Origin of the sequence: Limnothrix redekei LRLZ20PSL1, from assembly GCF_043235035.1 — a bacterium.
GTDB lineage: Bacteria > Cyanobacteriota > Cyanobacteriia > CACIAM-69d > CACIAM-69d > CACIAM-69d.
Window position 1 is genome coordinate 155,722 of the sequence record NZ_JAZAQF010000012.1, and the last position, 16,730, is coordinate 172,451.

Annotated in this window: 12 protein-coding genes; 9 read left to right on the forward strand and 3 right to left on the reverse strand. The window is 54.1% G+C overall.

The annotated features are described in order from the left end of the window. Positions 1-12 precede the first annotated feature (12 nt). Positions 13-1,311: an FAD-binding oxidoreductase gene (locus VPK24_RS02600; RefSeq protein WP_393010502.1), complete on the reverse strand. Its 1,299-nt coding sequence runs from the start codon at positions 1,309-1,311 to the stop codon at positions 13-15. Positions 1,312-1,851: 540 nt separating this feature from the next. Here VPK24_RS02600 and VPK24_RS02605 point away from each other — a divergent pair. From VPK24_RS02605 to VPK24_RS02625, 5 genes are all read left to right on the forward strand, one after another. Beyond that, entirely contained in the window at positions 1,852-2,436 is a 585-nt protein-coding gene (locus tag VPK24_RS02605) for a hypothetical protein (protein WP_393010446.1), read from the forward strand. Positions 2,437-2,710: 274 nt separating this feature from the next. Then, entirely contained in the window at positions 2,711-3,589 is an 879-nt protein-coding gene (locus VPK24_RS02610; RefSeq protein ID WP_393010448.1) for a hypothetical protein, read from the forward strand. Between the two features lie 489 nt (positions 3,590-4,078). Continuing rightward, on the forward strand, positions 4,079-5,578 hold the full coding sequence (locus VPK24_RS02615; protein ID WP_393010450.1) for a TAXI family TRAP transporter solute-binding subunit: 1,500 nt from the start codon (positions 4,079-4,081) through the stop codon (positions 5,576-5,578). Positions 5,579-6,423: 845 nt separating this feature from the next. Then, on the forward strand, positions 6,424-8,469 hold the full coding sequence (locus VPK24_RS02620) for an elongation factor G (RefSeq protein ID WP_393010452.1): 2,046 nt from the start codon (positions 6,424-6,426) through the stop codon (positions 8,467-8,469). A gap of 317 nt (positions 8,470-8,786) precedes the next feature. Further along, the gene (locus tag VPK24_RS02625) at positions 8,787-9,845 is read left to right on the forward strand and encodes a Fe(3+) ABC transporter substrate-binding protein (protein WP_393010454.1); all 1,059 of its coding nucleotides are present in this window, start codon (positions 8,787-8,789) and stop codon (positions 9,843-9,845) included. A 390-nt stretch (positions 9,846-10,235) separates the two neighbouring features. Here VPK24_RS02625 and VPK24_RS02630 read toward each other — a convergent pair whose 3' ends face one another. Then, the gene (locus VPK24_RS02630; protein ID WP_393010456.1) at positions 10,236-11,357 is read right to left on the reverse strand and encodes a hypothetical protein; all 1,122 of its coding nucleotides are present in this window, start codon (positions 11,355-11,357) and stop codon (positions 10,236-10,238) included. Next, the gene (locus VPK24_RS02635) at positions 11,354-11,869 is read right to left on the reverse strand and encodes a pentapeptide repeat-containing protein (RefSeq protein WP_393010458.1); all 516 of its coding nucleotides are present in this window, start codon (positions 11,867-11,869) and stop codon (positions 11,354-11,356) included. Before VPK24_RS02635 ends, VPK24_RS02630 begins: the two co-directional genes overlap by 4 nt. A 1,024-nt stretch (positions 11,870-12,893) precedes the next feature. Here VPK24_RS02635 and VPK24_RS02640 point away from each other — a divergent pair. From VPK24_RS02640 to VPK24_RS02655, 4 genes are all read left to right on the forward strand, one after another. Continuing rightward, positions 12,894-13,157, forward strand: coding sequence for a DUF3493 domain-containing protein (locus VPK24_RS02640; RefSeq protein ID WP_393010460.1), 264 nt, complete (start codon positions 12,894-12,896; stop codon positions 13,155-13,157). Positions 13,158-13,863: 706 nt separating this feature from the next. Then, a complete protein-coding gene (locus tag VPK24_RS02645; protein ID WP_393010462.1) occupies positions 13,864-14,418 on the forward strand; it encodes an LptA/OstA family protein in 555 nt (184 codons plus the stop codon). A gap of 58 nt (positions 14,419-14,476) precedes the next feature. After that, the gene (lptB, locus tag VPK24_RS02650) at positions 14,477-15,205 is read left to right on the forward strand and encodes an LPS export ABC transporter ATP-binding protein (RefSeq protein WP_393010464.1); all 729 of its coding nucleotides are present in this window, start codon (positions 14,477-14,479) and stop codon (positions 15,203-15,205) included. A 153-nt stretch (positions 15,206-15,358) separates the two neighbouring features. Further along, entirely contained in the window at positions 15,359-16,480 is a 1,122-nt protein-coding gene (locus tag VPK24_RS02655) for an LptF/LptG family permease (RefSeq protein ID WP_393010504.1), read from the forward strand. Positions 16,481-16,730: the final 250 nt, after the last annotated feature.

Below are 16,730 nucleotides of genomic sequence, written 5' to 3' on the forward strand. Positions count from 1 at the left end.
CGATCGCGCGGGCTAAACCACGAATCGGCCAGGATTCAGGAGCTGGTGCGGATCGAACTGCTGTTTTATTTTCCCCATTAGGGCCAGGGCAGAACCGCGATCGCCCCAGCGATCCGATTGCTTAAACTGATGGGTCAGTTCAGGGGGCACTTGCAGCAGCGTCAAAAATCCCTGCGCCGCTTCGCAGGCAGCCCGCAATTGCCGAATCCAACGGGAAGTGCGCAGCCAGTCGCCCTCGATCGCCCCGAGGCTGGCCCAACCGAGGCCGCTGCTGGCGTGGATTTGCCCTTGGCTGATCGGGCCGTTGGCCAGGCGATCGAGCAGGGCCGGGGCCGCCGTGGGCAATGCACCAAACTTAAGCGTGATCGGGCGATCACCTGCGGGGGTAGTGCTGGCGGCGCGGCTGGCTTGCCAAAAATCTGCCTCCTCCAGTGCGCTCAACACCCGGGATTGCAAGCCCAACTGCTCGGCCAGGGCGATCGAGCGGCGCACCTGTTCCGCCACACTGGGCGCAACGCTGCCAAACCGCAGGGCCAAGCCCACCGCCCGCTCCGGCAGGGCCGGGTTGCCCCAAACCCAATCCAGGGCGATCGGGGTGAGGGTGGAATTGCGTAGGCCTTGGGCTGCCTGGGCCAGGGCCGGGCAATCACCCCACAGCAACAGGGTTTGGCACTGTTCGGGAATCGGGTAAGTCCGCACGGTCAGGGTCGCCAACAGGCCCAGCGTGCCAAAGGAACCGGTAAACAGCTTCATCAGGTCATAGCCCGCCACGTTTTTGACCACGCGACCGCCGGCTTTGGCGATTTGCCCATCCCAACGGACGATCGACAGGCCCAACAGCAAATCCCGAATACCGCCGTAGCGTTGGCGCAGGGAACCCGTGTCCGCCGTGGCCACAATGCCGCCCAGGGTGGCCGTTTCCGCAAAGGCCGGGTCGATCGGCAACCACTGACCCGAGGGAGCCAAGGCCGCTTGCAGATCCCGCAGTTTCATGCCCGCTTCCACGGTGGCCACCAAGTCCGCCTCGTCATGCATCACCAGGCGATCGAGCCGACCCAATCCCACGGGTAGCACCGATCCTTTCGGAACATTGCCCCAAGCCAACTTGCTGCCACTGCCGAAGGGGGCGATCGGCTGGCGTTGGGCCGCGCAGGCCGCCATCACCTCGGCTAACTGCTCGATCGACTCGGGCATCACCGCCGGGCGAGCCAACTGACCGATCGACCGATCAATTAACTGACCGATCGATGGATCTAATAAATCATTTAAATCATTGGGATCATTCAGATCGTTTGGATCGATCGCACGCATCACGGGCCCAACCTCAAGACAATCAGCAATTGATTTGAAATACGTTGAAATATGTTGAAATACCTTGAAATGCATTGAAAATGCTTTGATCAGGTTTTCTAGAACTCATCCCAGGCAACGGGTTAAATTTAGCCTTAAAAACCACCGAAATTTCCAGAAAGTCAGGGACGATGAAGCAAAATCCATCATTCTTCAAGATTGCTGTTTTGCTGTTCCCAGCAACCGTCTCGCATTGGAGCGATCGGGTCGATCGCCCATCAAGTCCCCATCGATCATTAACCAATTCTTAAATTATTTACTGAATTGATCGAATGTAATCGATTGAACTAATTGGGCTAATTGGGCTAATTGGGCTAATTGGGCTAGTTAGATGAATCCCGAGGCCAATCCGATCCGAATTCAGTTCCCCTGCTTGCGCCGATCGCTGCCAAGTGTGGTGAACCCATCTTCTCGGGCGGTGGGCACGTCTGTCCGGTTATGAAAAACGCCGCCTAGACTGGAAAACAAGTGACCAAACCCTCATGATAAGGAAATTCGCCCATGAATGCGCCGTCTAAGGCCGGTCGTTGGCTGGCGGGTACTGTTTTGACCCTGTTGCTGGTGGTGGGCGGTTGTGTGGCCCTCAACGATCGCAGTGATCGCGGCCCGGCTCCCAGTCCCACGCCGACCACGGTGGTCGATCGCTCCGTTGATCAGTCCACCGATCGTAGTTCCGATCGTCAATCGCCCAAACCCAGCCCCAGCGTCAGCCCCTCGCCCATTGATAAAAAGCCAGTGGCGGGCGGCAAGCTGAATAAGTATTTCCCGAAAACTAGCGATGGCTACAGCCTAGTTTTCCAACAGGAAAAGAAAGGATTTGCGGAAGCCAAACTGAAGAAATCAGGCGAAGAAGTGGCCAAGTTGTCGATTAATGACTTGGCGAACAATGCGAGCGGCCTCAGCAAATTCCAAAACAGCGATGATGACATTGACGGCTATCCTGCCGTTCAAGTGGGCAAAAACCAAACGGCTGTCTTGGTGGGCGATCGCTATCAGGTGAAGGTGCAGTCTACGACGCTCAAGACGAGCGATCGAGAAGACTGGATTGAGAAATTTAATCTCTCAGGCTTGGCCCGTTTGAAGTAGTTGGCTTTTCTATTTTCCGAATTAGCGTTTAATTTGGACTTAGTAGCATAGCAAGCTTATTTTGATCGGTCAGGTCAAACAGCTATCACCGTTGCCTAATCGTTAGGCAGCAATGGGCTGAAGTCCATTGTTATGACGACTGATTCCGAAACTTTGCCCCCACGATCTAAAACAGTCACGCTATTAGCTTGCGTCTAGCCCTTGCCTAATTTCGGTTGAGCTTGTCGTTTGTTTTTTGTTTGGAAACCCTGTGTCTTAGTGAGGATCAAAATTCATGGGTAAATCCATTGTGCAATTGGTTGATGAATTGCCCACCAGCGGCATGACCATCACGGTTCTGAATGCGTTGGATTTTGTGGTTCCCGGCGAGTGGGACAACTTGATTGGGTTCGATCGCACGATCAAAACCGTCACGGGCGAAGACGATCCGGGCTTAATTTCCCAAATCAAAGATCGGGCGATCGAGCTTTACAACGACGAAGGCGAGGGCTATCAACGCGCCGTTTGGCTCTATCAAACCGTGGACACGGCCGCAAGTGCCTTGGGCGCGGCTGCCATGGCCAATAAGGTGGGGCAAGATATTTCGTTTTTGGGCTTTTTGCAAAATTTGACCCCCAAACCCGAAAAGGCCCAAGCGATCGATTTAGGAATGAAAATTGTGGTGGAATTGCTGGCCTATTGCCAAATTAATGGCATTCCGGGCGACAGCATTGGCGACTTTTTGGGTTCCTTGGCCGACTACGGCGGGGAATCCAAAATGCGGATGGCCGCTATGGTTTGCCTGGATGGCTTAGTGCCCTTGGGCCCGAACTTCATCAAAGCGGCCGGCGATTGGATCGGCAGCGCCACCCAATCAAGCATGGAAGAAAACGAGGCTTTCCGGAATATCCAAAAGATGATTCCGGGCACTGACAAGGTGGCATTTGTTGGCCAGGCGTTCAACTCAGTTTCAAGCTGGATGGGGAACTTTGTGAGCGATCGCGGTCTCAGCCCCCAAACGGTTCTGCAACACCTGCAAGGTTTTGTGGATATTGCCGATGACAAGCTGGATTATGTTGGTGCATTTTTGGACATGAGCACCAATTATTACTATCACACGGGTGTCCAAACGGTTGCCAAGCGCCTGATCGATCGCGCCTATGCTGAAATTTAGCGTTTGAACTGGATTTGCTGAATTCAAGCAACGATTGATTTTGGTTGGTTTTTTACTAATCACTTGATTAAAAATCACCTAATTAAACGTTGCTCAAATACCAGCCTCCAAAATGTTCAAAAAAACAACACTCAAAAAATGGGGTTGCCAACCTGGAGTCGTGATTCTAATTCATGACATGACTCAGAGCAGCCCCGCTTTTTGTTTATATTTTGATTGAATATTTTTAGTGGCCCGCAGTGTGGACACTGCCCACTGAATCGTTGCTTCATGGCATCTGCGATATGGTGTGCCAATTATTTTAGGTAAAGGCTGTATTTAGGTTCAATATTTTTAGGTTGAATATTTTTAGATCGAACTATTTAGATATATGGTTTAAATGCATATTTCTTGAACACATTTCTTAGACGCATTTCTTGGACGCATTTCTTGGACACATAATTTTGGACGTATGGTTTAGTATTTTGGGAATTTTCCGGAGAATTTTTGATGGTGAAACTCAAACAACAGGGCTGGGGCTTGGTGTCGCTGGTGATTGTGGGAGTAATTGGGGTTGGCGGTTGTGGCCAGTCCAAAAACACAGTTTCGATTTCTGCGGGCAAGGCCGGTGTGGGCTATGACCTAATTAGCGAGCAATTGGGGCGATCGACCGATCGAATCGTGAGCCTGAAGCTGACCGACGACAAAAACTCCAATGGTTCCCGCGATAACCTCGATCGCCTGGTGCAAGGTCGGGTTGATTTTGCCCTCGCCCAACTCGACGTTTCCCGCGATCTGCTGCGCAGTGGCCAGGTGGAAACCGTCGCCATTTTGGGTCATGAATATCTGCATTTGTTGGTGCGGGCCGACTCTCCCTTCAAAACCCTGACCGACATCAACGGCAAACGGGTGGCGATCGGGATTCAGGGCAGCGGTACCAACTTCACCACCACCCAAATCTTGACCCGCAGCGGCTTGCGAGTGATCACCAGTGCGCCTCCCCTGAAGGAAGGCCTGGCCAAGTTGAAGGCCGGAGAGCTGGACGTGGTGGCCTACGTGGGCCCCTTGGGATCCAGCAGCATTATTCAAAATGCCATTACCAGCGATCCGCCCCTGCGTTTGCTGGAAATTCCCCCCTCCATTACCAATCACCTGGCGGTGCGCTTCCCTGAGTCCTATCGCTCTTCGGTGATTCCCGCCGGAACCTATGACCCTCTGCGCCCCGAGCCGCCCCAGGATTTGCCGGTCTTGTCCACGGGAATTGGCTTGATGGCCCGAGGCGATGCCCCCGCCGACCAAGTGGGCCTAATGGCTTGGTCGATTTTGGCCACGGCGCGTCAATATGCCAGCTTTTATCCAGAATTGGCCGATGGTGATCCGGCTGGCTTGTTGCAACGGGGTGGGGTTTATATGGCTCCGGACGCGACAGAAACCTATGAAAAAGGGGATCCCCGATCGGCTTGGCTGCGGTTCATTGAAGAAAATCAGGTTGTTCAGGAATATTTGCTGGTTTTGGGCTTGAGCAGTGCGGCGGGGTTGTTGGTCACTTGGCTGCGATCGCGCCGATCGCGCCAGTTGGTGAAAAGCAGTCGCCAAGCCTTGACCGAAATTAAGGAAGTTCATGGCAACAAAACCAAGGCAGCCCTGGCAGCGGCCCAAGATTTGGCAGAGCGCTATCGGTTGATGTTCATTGATGGCAATCTGTCACCGGAAACCTACGAGGAGATCGATCGCCCCGTTCAGCTCTATCTCCAAAGTTGCCAGGCGCTGATTGAACAGGAAGATCGCCAAACCCTCAGCGAAACGGTGAACCTACTGGACGATTCCGAAGCCCTGCTGAATATGCCGCTATCGGTGGCGGTTCAGCGGTTGCAGGAATTGGAAGATCGCTACTCGCAAATGTTGCTCTCCGGCACGATCGAACTGATGACCTATCTGCAATTCCGGCAATGGGCGTTGGCGGTTTTGCAAGCCAAGTCCCATGAACCGGAAACCCCAGCCATGTCCTAGGTTTCGGGAGCCAGCGGCCAAGTCGCTGGCTTCTGGGTCACCAAAATTGAGGATCGCGGATGGCGGATCGATCGCTGGATCCAAATCCCACCCCCAAGCGCCACCCGATCGATCGGTAAATCTTCAACCAGAGGAATTGGCTTAGCTTGAATCGGCAGCGATTCAAATATGAGTTAATTTTTATTCACAATCCCTAACAAAAAACCAAAAACAGTTGATAAACTGCGCGAATTTATAAACAACCATTGAGTAACTGACCTAAAGAATTCTGCAAGCACTCATAATCAAATCAGAGCCAAATCAGAACCCAGTCAGAACCCAATCAGATTTCTTGTAGACAGTCCCGATCGCTCCTCCTTTTCCCTGTCAACGGGCGATCGCACCATAATTCTTTCTACTCGCCAATCATCTGATCCATTCAATCTAGTCAACTCAATTTTGCAAATTTCATCCAGTGGCTTTGAGCACTGAGCCTACGACGCTCGCCCCTGGCAACGCTCCATTACGGCGTTCATTGAATATTTGCTGAGTATTTGACGAACATTGGCTGAGTATTTGACGAATATTAGCTGAGCATTTTTCTCTTGTTCTCGCTCATTGGGAATCGGGAATCTTTTAGGCATGAATTAGGCATGAGTTTGATCTTGATCTGATTTCTCGTCAAATTTTGCAAGATTTTGAATTTGATATTGATCAGACATCACACTGATCAACTCTGCACTTCATCCCTAGTCCTATTTTCCCTAGTTCTATCTAGTTCTATTTTTTCCGTCTGCAATCATTTCAGCTTGCATTGAGCTGACATCAATTTTTTACTGGGAATTTTCATTCCCATGGAGGTTTTCATGAAAGGTGACCGTACCCCCCGCATCAGAAATATTGCCATTGTGGGTCCCTACTCCAGTGGCAAAACGACGCTTTTGGAAAGTATTTTGTTTTTGTCGGGCGCAACCACGCGCAAGGGCAGCATTAAAGATAACAATACGGTGGGTGACAGTTCCCCGGAAGCGCGCGATCGGGGCATGGGGCTGGAGCTAAATGTGGCCAGCGCCGTTTATAAGGATGTGCAATTTAATTGGATTGACTGCCCAGGTTCCGTGGAGTTGGCCGCAGAAACCTACAACGCTTTGGTCGGGGTTGATGCGGCCGTGGTGGTTTGCGAGCCAATGATCGATCGCGCCATTGTGTTGGCTCCTTTGTTTCAGTTTTTGGACACCTGGAAAATTCCCCATGTGTTGTTCATTAACAAGATGGATCGGGCATCGAGTCCCATTGCCGACATTTTGTCGGTGTTGCGGCCCGTTTCCAGCCGCCCGATCATGCTGCACCAATACCCGATCCGCCAAGGCAACAGCCCGATCGGCTACATCGATTTAGTCAGCGAAACGGCCTATCACTATCACCCCGACGCGGAAGGCGATGACCCCGTGCCGCTGCCCGAACATTTGCGGGCGGAAGAACAGGCGGCTCGCCACGAAATGCTGGAAAGCTTGGCCGACCATGACGATGTGCTGCTGGAAAAATTGCTGGAGGATATTCAACCCAGCGAAGAAGAAATTTTGGTGGATCTGAGGCTGGAGTTGGGAGCCGATCAGATCGTGCCGGTGTTTGTGGGCATGGCAGAACAGCACTTGGGCGTGCGGCCACTGTTGGATGCCCTGCTGCGGGAAGCGCCCGACGCGGCGGTGACGGCCACTGAGCGCGGGGTGGACGCGATCGCCTCTGATGCCGATCGCCCGATCGTGCAGGTGCTGAAAACCATGCATGCCAGCCAAGGGGGCAAGCTATCGATCGCCCGGGTCTGGAATGGCGCGATCGAAGATGGCATGAGCCTCAATGGCGTTCGCATTGGTGGCCTCTATCGCCTGATGGGCAGCCAACACAAATCCCTGAGCCGGGCCGAAGTGGGCGATATTGTGGCCCTTGGGCGGCTGGACGGGGTGGCCACCGGAGAGGTGCTGGCGCTCGATCGGGCGATCGGGCGGGATGAGTTGCCCAAAGCGGAATTACCGCCGCCGGTTTTTGCTTGGGCGATCGTCCCCGAAAACCGCAGCGACGAAGTGAAGCTCACCGCCGCCCTGGCCAAGCTCACGGACGAAGACCCCGCCGTCCGCTGGGAACAACATGGCGACACCCACGAAATCATCCTTTGGGGCCAAGGGGAAATTCACCTACAAATCGCCATCGATCGACTGCGACGCAAGTACAACCTGCCCATGGCTCCCCACCTGCCCCAAGTGCCTTACAAGGAAACCATTCGCAAACCCGTTTCCCGGATCCATGGGCGCTATAAGCACCAAACCGGCGGCCATGGTCAGTTTGGGGATGTGTATTTGGACATTCAGCCCCAACCACGCGGCGCAGGCTACGACTTCCAGCAAAGGATTGTGGGCGGTGTTGTGCCCAAGCAATATATCCCCGGTGTGGAATCAGGGGTGAGAGAAGCGCTCGATCGCGGGCCCCTGGGCTTCCCGATCGTCGATGTGGCCGTGACCCTCACCGATGGTTCCTACCACTCCGTTGACAGCTCTGAGCAAGCCTTCAAGATGGCGGCCCACGTGGCCATGAAAACGGGCATTCCGGCAGCCCAACCGGTGCTGCTGGAGCCGATCGATCTGGTGGAAGTTGCCATGCCCAGTGAGTTCACCGCCAAGGTCATGCAGCTAGTGACCGGGCGGCGCGGCCAACTGATGGGCTACGGGCCCAAGGACGGTTGGGCTGGCTGGGACACCATGCAGGCCTATCTGCCCCATGCGGAAATGCAGAGCCTGATTTTGGAATTGCGATCGCTCACCTTGGGCGTGGGAACATTCTCTTGGCAGCATGACCACTTGCAGGAAGTGCCCGACAAACTCGCCGATCGGGTCTTGGCCCAAACCGGCAAAGGCTAGAGACAGTCGCCCATTTCCACCCATTCCCCAAACTCCGATCGATCCTTTTGAAACCTTAAAAACGCCCGGTCCATTCCCTGGATGGCCGGGCGTTTCCTTGTGCAGCCCCGGCTCGATCGTCCGACACTTCCCCACCGACTCTTCACCCCAGACACCGCGCCCGCTGCCGAGAACAACCCCAAAACTCACCTCGGAATTGATCGAGTCGTTGGGAGAGTCCTTAGGAAAAATTCCAGAGAATTTTGAGAAGATTTCTCAATATTGATATACTGCTTTCGCCACCCAAAATTCAATTACTGCATTCCTAAGAGCGAAAAATGACGAGTAAACTGACTCGGCGGGTGTTCTTGGCAGGGGGATCAGCCCTAGCCACCGTGGCCCTGAGCGGACTGAACCGGGCTAACGCCCAAGGTGCAGGGGAAGTGAACCTGTACTCCGGTCGCCACTACGACAGCGATCGCCAACTGTATGAAGCCTTTACCCAAGCCACCGGCATCAAAGTCAACCTGGTGGAAGGCAGCGCCGATACCCTAATCGAGCGCATCCAATCGGAAGGGGTCAACAGTCCCGCCGATGTACTGATTACTGTGGATGCCGGTCGCCTTTGGTTAGCTGACAAGGCCGGCCTGTTCCGTCCCGTGTCCCAAAGCGCTGCCCCCAACCTTTATCGGGCGGTTCCCAGCAACCTGCGTCACCCCAATGGTCACTGGTTTGCTCTGTCCAAGCGGGCCCGCGTGATCATGTACAACAAAGACCTGGTGAACCCCGCAGACCTCTCCACCTACGAAGCCTTGGCCGATAGCCGTTGGCGCGGCAAGATTTTGGTGCGGACTTCGAGCCATGTGTATAACCAATCCCTAGTCGGCGAGCTGGTGGGCGCATTGGGCGAACCCGCCACGGAAACCTGGGTGCGCGGCCTGGTGGCGAACTTCGCTCGGCCCCCGGAAGGCAACGATACGGCTCAGATCAAGGCCTGTGCAGCGGGTCAAGGGTCGATCGCGATCGCCAACACCTATTACCTGCCCCGTTTAGTCAATTCCAAAGATGCCGCTGAGCGGGAGATTGCCGCCAAGGTAGGTGTGTTTTTCCCGAATCAACAGGGACGCGGCACTCACGTTAACATCAGCGGCGGCGGCGTGATTAAAACCGCCAAGAACCCGGAAGCAGCCGTGAAGTTCCTTGACTTTTTGGCAACCCAAAAGGCCCAAGAACTCTTTGCCCGCAGTGGCTATGAATATCCGGTGTTGTCCGGCGTAGCCCTGGATCCCACTTTGTCCAGCTTTGGACAGTTCAAGTCTTCTAGCGCCAGTGCCAATGAGTTTGGGGGCAACAATGATCGCGCCCTCCGATTGATGGATCGGGCCGGTTGGCGCTAGGGCCAATTGGCAAGCGGGGGCTGATTGCGCGATCGGCCCACGGCGTTCCACTGTCTATGTTCAGCAAGCATCCATCCCAAGCGAGGCTATGTCTCGGCTTGGGAGTTTTTCATGGCAATTGTTGATCGAAACCTTGCCTTGGTGGAAACGTTTCCATGGCAATTTTGCCCAGAGATTTTCTAGCAAGCTGCTTTCCAAAAACCTCTTTTCGAGAATTTCTTTTTAAAAATCTCTCAATCTCTTTTCAAGACTCTTTTTTTTAATTACAGCCTTTACCTAGAATTATTGGCAAGCCATATTGCAGATGCCATGAAGCAACGGTTTGGTGGGCAGTGCCCACCCTACGGGCGACTATGCTTAGTAATTGAGGTAAGAGCTGTAATTAACTAATTAATTAATTTCCGCACCCGCCGCCGCTTGGATAGCATCCAGGGATAGCAGTCGATCGCGGCTACCGACAATGATGGCCCCCACCTGACCGCGCACCTGAGTGGAAATTACATAGTAATAACCCACCACTTGATCGGCTGAATCACGACGGGGATCCGACACCACAAATTCCCGAGCCTGTTCCGTGTTTTCGTAGATTGCGGGAATTTCGGCCACCGTCACATCGGGGCCTAGGGAATTTTGGATCACCTCTGGCGTGACGCTGTGAATGCTGAGATTTTCCGGCAGGGAATAGCACCCGTCGGGGCGATCGGGAGCACAAGCGGCCCCGCCAGCATTCAACCCCGCCAACGCCGGTAAACCTTGGGGCGTGGGGCTTGGGCTAGGTTCGGGGCTAGGACTTGGGCTGGGCGTGGGGCTGGGCGTGGGATTGGGGCTTGGGCTGGGTGCTGCCGACGGAGCCGGGGCCGGTTTGGCGGATTGGGGCTTGGGAACCACCACCCGATTGGGCTGATTGACTTTCGGCTTCGGTTTTGGGGTTGCGGCCCGATCGGCCCGGCGTTGGGCCGGGGTCGATCGCGCGGGGCTGGGAGAAGGGGTTGATCGCGCCGGGGTGGTTTTCGGCAAATTGGTGACCCGAATGGGGGCCTCTTGGGCGCTCAGGGGCAGGGCTACCTTGTCCGACTCCTTGGGCATCGGCAGCAACAACACCGCCCCATGGAGCACCACGGACACCACCACGCCCAGGCCCATGGCCCCCCAAAGGCTGATTTTGGCACTGGGAGACCAGTCCACCAACTCGGGCCCTCGCCCTAGGGGTGCGTTTTGTTGCGATGCGCTTTGTTGCGATGCGCTGCCGGGTAATGGGTTTCTGGCTGGGGAATGGCTAGACGGGGACTCTTCCATTGGGTCGATCAGGTCGATCGTCCTTTCGGGTTGTCCCACGGGTTGTGCGATCGAAGCGGGCGCAGCACCTTTTGCCTCCGCCAAGTCATCCGTGGGAGCGATCGCCCCTGCGTTAGGCCCCTGGTTCTCCACGGTCACCGATCGAGCAGTCCTAGGAACTTCTTCTGAACGCACAGTCACCAAGGCTTGATCGGAAACCGGAAGGTTACTGCTCATTTTCCTTGGCTCCCATCTGGCAAGGTTGTGCCCAGGGTTTTGACCCCGTTGAGATCAAGCTTGGAGGGGCTGGCGTTCAGCAAATCTGCGCCGCTCAAGTCGGCCCCCGTCAGCTTGGCTTGGGTCAAGTCAGCCCCCCGAAGATAGGTTTTGGTGAGCCGGGCTTCGCTGAGGTTTGCCCCCGTCAGCTTGGCTTGGTTCATGCCCGCCTGGCTCAGGTCAGCCCCGGTTAGATTCGCTTGCTGAAAATTGGCCCCGTCCAACTTGGTCTGGCTCAGGTTTGCCCCGGTCAAATTGGCCTTTTGAAAGTTGGCTCCATTCAGGTTCGCCCCAGCAAAGTCCTGATTGCTCAGATCCTTGCCCGCAAACTCACATCCCGGGCAGTCTTTGGGGTTTCCAGGCGATCGCTGGGCCGTGGGCTGGGTGGGGCAACCGCTCAGGGTCAACCCAAGGGCGATCGAGACCGTGAGCAACATTCCGCGCCCGATCGCGCCCCTAAGTCCCCACGCCAATGCGCGATCCCTCTTGCCCGTTGCCGCGCGATCGCCCACAATCGCCCCTCTGATGCCAAACCCCATGCCCGAACCTGAAGTCGTGAAAGTATTTCCAAAACTGTTTTAACTCAAAGATTTCTCAACAAGCGAATCGCTTTAAGGTTGAGGAGCATTTAAATCTTTGAGAATTAGTTTCAGTAAGCATAGCATATTCTTACTGAGGTGCTTTCTGAAAGCCTTTTCCAGGTAGCTTCGCCAAAGGATTGAAATTTCTCTCAGAGGACTGTCTGAACAGTATTTTTTGACACAGATCGAGCGCTAATCGTCGTTAGAGCAAGGGGCTTAAGCTCCTTATCTTTGTCGGGTTGGTAAGACCCGAAAGGTAGCAATTTAGGCTGTTCAGATACCCTCACAACCAATAGCCGATTCCTCGAGTTGAACGACACTGGCTATCTTGGGCACTGTCTGTTTTGGATCATCTGAACCCCAGCCGATCGCCAAACCCCAACAACGCGATCGCAGCTAGTCGTTTTCGTCCTTGGCTGGATGAACCTATCAACCCATTCCTGTTCCCTGTGATTTGCATGGAGTCATAGCCACCGATCAATATTCATCAAGTCATGACACCCTAGACAATTCATCAGAGCAGGGGTAACTCGATCGCCTTAATTAGGCATAAAGAAGCAGAATTGGATGCTCCAGATCAATTTATTGAACTGCAAAAACCTGTTAGGATTCATCGAAAATCAGCTTCAATTTATTCAAGACAAAAGTAGCCGCAAAATTAGTCTCAAGAACTAATCTTAAGAACCAAGTAAAGAAATCAACCAAAAGATTAATTAATAGATGCTTTGATGAATGAACCGCTATTGATTTATCCTTAATAAGCACAATCAGTAATTCAAAGAATTTTAGGCGCGAGCAATCCTTTAAGTTACCAGATCAGGCGATCGAGTGACCTAGTGATAAAATAACCAAACGGTTGCCCAAAGCCGCCCAAACGTTCCAGACCAACACCAATTTCATCAGGCAATCCCCCAACATGGCCAATCGTCCTCGCCAACTAGATGCAGAAACCATGGCTCGACTGCGAGCAGAGGCCGCCGCTCCCTATCGAGGTCTTCGGCGCTTGTTCTATGGTGCTTTTGCTGCTTCGGGAGCACTGGGTGGGTTCATTTTTTTACTAAAATTGCTAGCGGGCGAAAACCCGATGGATGTGTTGCCTAATTTGGCACTGCAAGCGGGTGTGGTGGCGCTGATGGTTTGGTTATTTCGGATCGATCGGGGACGGGAGCGAAATCAATAAGCATCATCTATGACTTGGGAAAATTAATTAGAGCAATTAATTAGAGCATTTAAAGAATAATCGTCAGAAAACAACTTACAAATCGCAATTAATTGATCGCGATTCATAGGCAACCATTCATAGATCACGCACAGATGATTTTTAGGTAGTTCATCGACCATCTGCCAGGGTCATCAAAAGCCAATTCCCAAAAACCACCAGCAACGAACCAGCAACAACTATAGATAAACTACAGACAAACTACGGACAACAATCGCCGGACGCATTCAGCCTCCAGTGGGAACCGGGGTGATCGGTTCTGAATCTTTAGAATTTTGAGGCAGAGAGGTAGGGGCAAAATGAGCGACAGCACGGACATTTGAGGCATGGGCCGCCACCACCGCTTGGCAAATGGGCAATGACGAACGGTTGGCGTTGCAAGCGTTCGCTAAACTATCTGGGGCGATCCTATGATCTTAATTAATCCCAATGGTGCGCGATCGCTGTCGGGTGATCTCCCCTCTTGGGTTAATGTGGGTTGTCTCTGGTGTGTTGCCAAATTCAATAGACCACTGAAGCAGCAGCCCCCTAAAGTGCCCTGAAACGTCGATCCAGAGATCGAACTCATCAGTTGCTAAGTGGGCTACTGGGCGATCGTTGAGTTAGCCATCTTTAGCATTAGTCGTCTCTTCTTTGCCTTTAAACCTTCGTTTTTGAACCAATGACTATGGTGGGTCAACCAGTGGGCACAACTCGATCGAGCCAAAAGGCCGCAGCCAAGCGGGCCCGGCGGGCCATGGGAGCCAGTTTGATGGCGGCGGCGATGGGAATTGGGCAGGTGTCCCAGGCGATCGCCCAGCCAGCGCCCCCCACACAGCCGGTTCCGGTGCGCCAGCCGATGACGGTCATCTCCGACGTGCAAGAGGCCAACTCGATCGCAGGAATTGTGACAGCGCGGGGCAACGTTCAGGTGGACTATCCCGCTCGTATGCTCAAAGCCACCGCCGCCCAGGCACAATATTTCAGCAACGAACGCCGTCTGGTGATGTCGGGTGATGTGTTTGTGCTGCAAGACGGCAATAGCCTGCGGGCCGAAACGGTCACCTACTATGTCGATGAAGGGCGATCGATCGCGCTGCCCTTGCCCAACCGCCAAGTGGAATCGGTCTACTTAGTGTTGGACACCACCACACCCACGGTCTTGCCTTCGTCTTCGGGGCCGGCGGGGGGACTGCCTGCCGCGCCGGCCGTGCCTTCGCTGTTTGCCCCCACCGCGCCCTAAAATTTACCGCTGTTCGATCGCCGCTGGCCGGCTTGCATCCTTTCGTGGGGGTACACCGTTGAAGATTGTTCTTGAAAACGTCCAGAAAGCCTACGGTGAGCGTCTAATTGTCAACCGCGTTAGCCTCACGGTGGAACGGGGGGAGGTGGTTGGGCTGCTGGGGCCAAACGGCGCAGGCAAAACCACCGTTTTTTACATGGCCACGGGATTGGAACGGCCCGACAGCGGCCATGTGTGGCTTGATGACCAAGACATTACCGAGCAACCCATTCACCAACGGGCCCGCCTCGGCATTGGTTACCTGGCCCAAGAACCGAGCGTGTTTCGCCACCTGAGTGTGGTGGATAACTTGCGCCTGGTGTTGCAGCAAGCCAAGCTCCCCCGAGAGATGCAGGAGCGCCGTCTCCAGCAGTTGGTGCAAGATTTTGGGCTGGAGAAAGTGGCCCACACGCCGGGAATTCAGGTGTCAGGGGGTGAGCGCCGCCGCACAGAAATCGCCCGCGCCTTAGCCGTGGGACTGGAGGGGCCCCAGTTCCTGTTGCTGGATGAACCCTTTGCGGGCATTGACCCGATCGCGGTAGCCGAAATTCAACGCATCGTGGCCGGCCTGCGCGATCGAGGCATGGGGATTCTGATTACCGATCACAACGTGCGGGAAACCCTGGAAATTGTCGATCGCGCCTACATTTTGCGGGAAGGCCAGATCCTCGCCTCTGGAAATGCCACCGAGCTGTATGGCAACCCCTTGGTGCGGCAATATTACTTGGGTGACAAATTTCAGCCCTAACGTTCAGCCCCTGCCTCAGCCCCCACTCCAACCCTCGCCTTCTCGCAGGCCCCTCAGCCGCTATTCCCGACCAGATACCCTATGACCTCCAACACCGTACCCCAGCCATCCTCCGCCCCCCCTTGGCAAAACTGGCTGCCACAAATCAGCGTGATGGATCGTTACCTGGCCAAGGAACTGGCCATGCCCTTTCTGTTTGGGGTTGGTGCATTCTCCTCGATCGGGGTCTCCGTAGGCACGGTTTTTGACCTCGTGCGCAAAGTCGTAGAAGAAGGATTGCCCATTCACCTGGCCATGCAGGTGATGTTGCTGCAAATGCCCTACTTCATCGTGTTGTCTTTCCCCATGTCCACCCTGTTGGCCTCCATGATGGCCTTTGGGCGGCTGTCCAACGACAGCGAATTGGTGGCCCTCCGCAGTTGCGGCATTGGGGTTTATCGGATTGTTGCACCGGCCTTGGTGCTCAGCCTGTTTGTCACGGGTCTAACTTTTGTTTTTAACGAAGCATTAGTACCCGCCGCCAACTACCAAGCCACCACCATTTTGGAGCGGGCCCTAGGAACCGACGATAACCAGCCCTCCTTTCGGGAAGAAAATATTTTCTATCGGGAATTCAGCGAAGTTGAACAACCGGATGGTGAGAAAAAAAGCATTCTCAGCCGTGTGTTTTATGCCGAGCGCTATGACGGCAAACAGATGCTTTCCCTGACGATTATCGATCGCTCCCAGGCGGGCATCAGTCAAATTGTGACCGCCAAATCTGCCGTTTGGAATTCCCAAGAGCGGGCCTGGGATTTCCGAGATGGCACGATTTATTTGGTGGCTCCCGATGGTTCCTACCGCGACATTTTGCGTTTTGAGCAACAACGGTTGCAGCTCCCCCGAACGCCCCTCGATTTGGCCGTGCGCGATCGCTTCTCCAATGAACTGAATATTGCCGAAGCTCAAGAGCGTTTGGCCATTTTGCGTCAGAGTGGCGAGCGAGCAGAAATTACCAAGCTAGAGCTACGAATTCAGCAAAAATACGCATTTCCCTTCATTTGCGTAGGCTTTGGTTTGGTGGGTTCAGCGCTGGCCAATCGTCGCCATCAACGCCTTGGCCGTGCCACCAGTTTTGGTGTGAGCGTGGTGGTCATTTTCGCCTATTATTTGTTGGCTTTCCTGATGGATGCCTTGGCCCGAACAGAGTTTCTGTCTCCGATGGTGGCGGCTTGGTTGCCTTTGTTGGTGGTTGGGGCGTTGGGGACGGGGCTGCTGGTGCGGGCGGCACGCTAAATTCCCCAGTTCAATTCAATTCAATTCAACTCAACTCAACTCAACTCAATTCAATTCAACTCAATCCAACCGTTCATCCAAAGCTAAATTCAACATGCAATTCGGGAACTTACCCAAATTGCCGAGATAAGGAGCTTGGAGGATATTTGAAAAGTATCTTGAAGCCCTGATCAAGTCCCAATCGTCGTGGGGAGCAAGGGGCTTAAGCCCCTTGTCTGGATTGATCGTTGGAGTTAGCAAAAATTCGTTT

Bases quoted from the DNA above. Each gene is read 5' to 3' on its own strand.
- VPK24_RS02605 (WP_393010446.1), top strand. From the start codon at position 1,852: ATGAATGCGCCGTCTAAGGCCGGTCGTTGGCTGGCGGGTACTGTTTTG.
- VPK24_RS02640 (WP_393010460.1), top strand. From the start codon at position 12,894: ATGGCCAATCGTCCTCGCCAACTAGATGCAGAAACCATGGCTCGACTG.
- VPK24_RS02600 (WP_393010502.1), bottom strand. From the start codon at position 1,311: ATGCGTGCGATCGATCCAAACGATCTGAATGATCCCAATGATTTAAAT.
- VPK24_RS02630 (WP_393010456.1), bottom strand. From the start codon at position 11,357: ATGAGCAGTAACCTTCCGGTTTCCGATCAAGCCTTGGTGACTGTGCGT.
- VPK24_RS02615 (WP_393010450.1), top strand. From the start codon at position 4,079: ATGGTGAAACTCAAACAACAGGGCTGGGGCTTGGTGTCGCTGGTGATT.
- VPK24_RS02625 (WP_393010454.1), top strand. From the start codon at position 8,787: ATGACGAGTAAACTGACTCGGCGGGTGTTCTTGGCAGGGGGATCAGCC.
- VPK24_RS02655 (WP_393010504.1), top strand. From the start codon at position 15,359: ATGGATCGTTACCTGGCCAAGGAACTGGCCATGCCCTTTCTGTTTGGG.
- VPK24_RS02610 (WP_393010448.1), top strand. From the start codon at position 2,711: ATGGGTAAATCCATTGTGCAATTGGTTGATGAATTGCCCACCAGCGGC.
- VPK24_RS02620 (WP_393010452.1), top strand. From the start codon at position 6,424: ATGAAAGGTGACCGTACCCCCCGCATCAGAAATATTGCCATTGTGGGT.
- VPK24_RS02645 (WP_393010462.1), top strand. From the start codon at position 13,864: ATGGTGGGTCAACCAGTGGGCACAACTCGATCGAGCCAAAAGGCCGCA.